This window comes from Mycobacterium sp. (genome assembly GCF_050701515.1).
GTDB lineage: Bacteria > Actinomycetota > Actinomycetes > Mycobacteriales > Mycobacteriaceae > Mycobacterium.
The window spans coordinates 1-4,813 of the sequence record NZ_JBOGDB010000118.1 but is presented as its reverse complement, the minus strand read 5'-3'; the positions used below and the strand labels follow the sequence as shown (position 1 = coordinate 4,813).

The window sequence follows — 4,813 nt, the reverse complement described above, 5'->3', positions numbered from 1 at the left end:
CCGATGTCGAGCAGGACTTCGTCACGGTCAACCTTGACGATCGTCCCTTCGACGATGTCGCCATCGTTGAAGTATTTGATGGTTTTGTCGATGGCGGCGAGAAAGTCCTCGCTCGAGCCGATGTCGTTGACGGCTACTTGTGGCGAGGTGACGGAGGGACTTGGCATGTGGTGGGTTGCTCCGGACAGGTTTGGGTCGTAGGGACAGGTGTTGTTGGTGTTGCCTGCGGTCACGCACACAGGTACCGGTCAAGGCTACTCGACCGGGTAGATGCAGGACAAACTCGGTCTCCCGGCCGGCAAATCAAGATCACCGCCGATACTTCGTGCTGCCTCGAGAATCGCGGGTATTGCTGACCACCTTGGCGTAACACTCGTCGACCGGAATGGCACGCTCGTCGCACCACCGGTTGGCCGCGTCCGGATCGCCGAACGTGACACCGGCGATGGTCACCCACCATCCGCGCAAGTCGAAGGTCCGCCACTCGTCGCTCCAGACCAGGCGCACTTCCGGATACTGCAGCCGCAGCCGCAGATGCTGGCGCAGGATTTCGCAGGGCGTCCAGGTGACCACTCGGCCGTCGACGTCCGGTGCGACCAGGCCGGGCTGCTTGGACGACAGCTGGGCAACCCAGCGATCCGCGAGCTCTGATTGGACGACGGGCCGGTCGGCGTCGACTTGCACCCGCAATGCCTCCAGCGCTTCGGCGTCGGAGCCGCAGTCGCCGACACCGTCTTGGTTGGCCGAGATCTTCGACCCGGTCGAGTCGGGCGGCTTGTCAGTGCTGTTCGGCCCGACGCTGGTGCCCTCGTCCTCACAGTCGACGACTTCGCTGCCCGTGGCGGTGGCCGTCGTCGATCCGGGGTCGGATCCCGACCGGTCGCCCAGGGTGTTCGGGTGCCGCAGAATCGAGCCGTGGTCGAAGGTCAACTCGATGACCGTGGTCTCCGAGCCTTCGCCGCCAAGGGTCAACGGGTCCTTCGAGAAGTCGAACACCCCGGAACAAATGGTGCCGCGGTCGTCCCTGATGGTCACCCGCATCCGGTTGGTGCTGATGATGTCGCCGCCGGGGCAGGTCGCCTTCACCTCCATCTTCACCACCATCGCGCCGGATTCGGCGCGGTACTCGAGCGGACGCATCTGCGGGACGCGGCCGCACTTGGTGATGAGGCCCCCCTCGTCGGCGTCGGAATCGACGCTGTCGGCGGGCTCGCCGCGGCCCGGGGCCACCGAGGCGCCGCCGGTCGGTGGGTAGAAGGTGATCGACTCTTTGTCGAACGACGCGAAACCGTCGCCGGCCTGCGCCAGGTCGTGGATCAGTTCGCCGGTGAGAACCCAGTCCGCCTGTCCCGTTGCCAGGTTGATCGCCGCCACCCCGTCCGGGTGGCCCACGATCGCGCGCGCGCCGTCCGACATGCCGGTGCTGCCGGCATCGTCGTTGCTCCACAGATGCTCGCCGGTGGCCGCGTCGAACGCCATGAGCGGGCCGCCTCCCCTGTGGGGCAAATACGGTCCGGATCCGAAGACGACATCGCCGATGATGGCGTTGAGCATGATGCCCGGCTGACCGACCCAGCGTTGTTGGCCGGTGGCGAAGTCGTAGGCGGTGTCATCGGCGAGGTACGGGACATCCGCGCCCGGCGACACCAGGATGGGCCCACGGCCGCCGGTCTGCGCGTCGACGGTGCGCAAGACCTTGCCCTCGGGGTCGGCGACCACTGTCTGCATCCGGCTGCCGTCGGTACACACGCCGCCGGTGAATCCCTGGCCGGGGTATTCCAGAATCATCTGCGGTTCGCCGTCGATGAGCCGCCGCCCGTCGTCGGTATCGGCCACCACCACTCCCGCGTCGCTGCCGAAATACACGATGTGGTCGGTCACCCCGTGGTACTGCGAGTCGCCGGAGCCCGGGCAGTCCGGTTCGATGGTGTAGGACCGCTGCCACGACGCGGTGAGGTTGTCCGTCGTTCCGCGCGCCATCACCTGGTAGCCGAGGGTGTACACGTCGGAGCCGTGCACTTCGACGGTCTCGGCCCCCCGTGGCGCCTCGAGCCTGCGCTGGACCGAGCCGTCGGACATGTCGAAGAACTGAACGGACTCGGCGACGACGCACGGCAGCAGGCCGTCGACGGTCTTCGAAGCACAGGCAGCCGTGCTGACATCGAGGCCCGACGCTGACTCGACACCCGATTCGAGCGTTGTCTGCCAACGGATGTCACCAGTGTTCGAATCGATCGCCACCAGGTCGAGTCCACGGTCCGTATTCATGAGGGCCGCCTGGGTGACCAACGTGTCCCCGAGGTCGATGAAACCGGCCCGGTAGTACGAATTCGAAATCGGGTCGGGCCGAACGAAAGCCGCCCTGGCGAACACCTCGTCCGCGTCCAGCTGCCAGCCCGCTGAAGGTTCGGTGGGATAGGTCATCCGCAGCTGGCCCTCTACGGCCTGGCCCCGATCCTGTTCTGCGCCATCACGATTCCAGAACAGCAGCACCCCGGCGAAGACGCCGGCAAACACCATGATCGGCACCACGATGAGCACCACGGTCGCCAGGTGACGGCGACGCGGCGGCGGTGCGGAGGGCGGCTGCGACGGCCATCCGCTATACGGCGGAGGAGGCGGCTGGTAGGTCATCGCGGCGAATTATCGCCGATCGGGGCGCACGTGGCGGGCGATTTGGGTCCGCCGTTCGTACGACTCGCGGCTACCCTGCTCTGGTGTCATACACCGCGATGCCGCGGCAGCCGCACCAATTCGGTCCCGGACTGCCCAGACGAATCCGCAAAGTCGGGGCGCCAATCGGCGTGATCATCGTGCTGGCCACCCTCACCGGGCTGATCGTGATCGGGATGACCGCGGCCAACCCCGTCGGCACCGCCATCGGGTTTGTGCTGTCCAGTGTGGCGATGACGGTGGTCGTGCTGGCCTATCTGTGGTTGGACCGGTGGGAACCGGAGCCGCCCAGGCTGCTGGTGCTGGCATTCCTGTGGGGCACGTCGGTCGCCGTCATTATCGCGTCGATACTGCAGCTCGTCGCCGAAGCTGCGCTCAACCCCGGCCAGACCGAATCGGTCAGCGCCACCACCATCGTGCTCGGCGCACCGCTGACCGAAGAGGCGGCCAAGGGCCTGTTCCTGCTGCTCATGATGACCGGCCGGCGTCGCAACGAGCTCAATTCGCTGACCGACTGTCTGATCTACGCGGGACTGGTCGGCGCGGGCTTCGCCTGGCTGGAAGACATCCTGTACATCGCCAATAACGAGACGCTGGGCGCGTCGCTGGTCACCGCCGCGATGCGGCTGATCATGGCGCCGTTCGCCCACTCGCTTTTCACCACGGTGTTCGCCATCGGCGTGTACTTCGCACTGCACCGGCGAAACGTCATCGCCAAACTCGGATGCATCCTGCTCGGCTACGTCGGCGCGGTGATCATGCACGGGTTGTGGAACGGCTCGGCGCTGCTGAGCGTGGAGGCCTACTTCGGTGTCTACCTGTTGTGGATGATGCCGATTTTCGGGCTGGCGATCTGGCTATCCGTGGCCAGCCGCCGCAGGGAACAGCGAGTCGTCGCCGCCAAGCTGCCCGGGATGGTCCAGGCCGGCCTGGTGACCCCCAACGAAGCGACCTGGCTGGGCTCGATTCGCACCCGCAAGTCGGCGATCGCCGAGGCGACCCGGCTCGGGGGCCAACGCACAGGCAAGGGGGTCAAGACCTTCGCCGCGCAGGTGGTCGAGCTGGCATTCGTGCGGGACCGCATCGATCGTGGCTTCAACGACCGACGGGTCTCCGCGCTGCTCCAGGAAGAGGTCGACGGGGTCGCTGCCGCGCGGGCGGCAACGCCGGCATTGCAGAAACTGGCCGGCTACCGGGCCCGATAGCACCAGCGGCGCCCGCTAGTGCGCGGCAGAGTCCCAGCTGCGGCCGTAGCCGACCGACACCTCCAGCGGCGCATCCAGCGGGTAGGCGCCGCCCATCTTGTCGCGCACCAGCTTTTCGACCTCGTCCCGCTCCCCCGGCGCGATCTCGAACAGCAATTCGTCGTGCACCTGCAGCAGCATCCGCGACTTGAGCACGGCGTGCTTCAGCGCCTTGTCGACCTCGATCATCGCCACCTTGATGATGTCGGCGGCGCTGCCCTGGATCGGGGCGTTCAGCGCGGCCCGCTCGGCGGCCTCGCGGACCTGCCGGTTGCTGCTGTCCAGCTCGGGCAGGTAGCGGCGCCGGCCGAGCACGGTCGACGTGTAGCCGTCCTTGCGGGCCTGGTCGACGACCTCGTGCAGGTAGTCGCGCACCCCGCCGAACCGGGCGAAGTACTGCTCCATCTGTACCTTGGCTTCCTCGGTGGAGATCTTCAGCTGCGCGGCCAGCCCGTAGGCGCTCAGCCCGTACGCCAGCCCGTACGACATCGCCTTGACCCGGCGTCGAAGCTCGGGGGTGACCTCGTTGATCGGCACGGAGAACGCCCGCGACGCCACGAACGAGTGCAGATCCTCGCCGGTGTTGAACGCCTCGATGAGCCCCTCGTCGCCGGAGAGGTGCGCCATGATGCGCATCTCGATCTGGCTGTAGTCGGCCGTCATCAGTTCGTCGTACCCCTTGCCGACGACGAACGCGTCGCGGATCCGGCGGCCGGCATCGGTGCGAATCGGGATGTTCTGCAGGTTCGGCTCGGTCGACGACAGCCGGCCGGTGGCGGCGATGGTCTGGTTGAACGTGGTGTGAATCCGGCCGTCGGAGGCCACCGAGTTCAGCAGCCCGTCGACGGTGACCTTGAGCCGGGTGGCGTCGCGGTGCGCGAGCAGATGCTGCAGGA

Annotated in this window: 3 protein-coding genes and 1 pseudogene; 1 reads left to right on the top strand and 3 read right to left on the bottom strand. The window is 66.9% G+C overall.

Features of this window, described 5'->3' with window-relative positions; all coding sequences use genetic code 11:
- Both rpsA and ACRDU5_RS10340 read right to left on the bottom strand, forming a co-directional pair.
- Positions 1–167, bottom strand: a pseudogene (gene rpsA, locus ACRDU5_RS10345) (30S ribosomal protein S1); the annotation flags it as partial.
- Between the two features lie 142 nt (positions 168–309).
- Positions 310–2,634 (bottom strand): BamB-related PQQ repeat family beta-propellar protein, encoded by a 2,325-nt coding sequence (locus ACRDU5_RS10340; RefSeq protein WP_526614400.1) that lies wholly within the window; start codon positions 2,632–2,634, stop codon positions 310–312.
- Between the two features lie 98 nt (positions 2,635–2,732).
- Here ACRDU5_RS10340 and ACRDU5_RS10335 point away from each other — a divergent pair, with 98 nt between their 5' ends.
- Positions 2,733–3,878, top strand: a complete 1,146-nt coding sequence (locus ACRDU5_RS10335) for a PrsW family intramembrane metalloprotease (RefSeq protein ID WP_526614401.1) — start codon at positions 2,733–2,735, stop codon at positions 3,876–3,878.
- A 15-nt stretch (positions 3,879–3,893) separates the two neighbouring features.
- Here ACRDU5_RS10335 and ACRDU5_RS10330 read toward each other — a convergent pair.
- Positions 3,894–4,813 (bottom strand): DNA polymerase (locus ACRDU5_RS10330; RefSeq protein WP_526614399.1); only part of this gene is annotated, 920 nt, incomplete at its 5' end.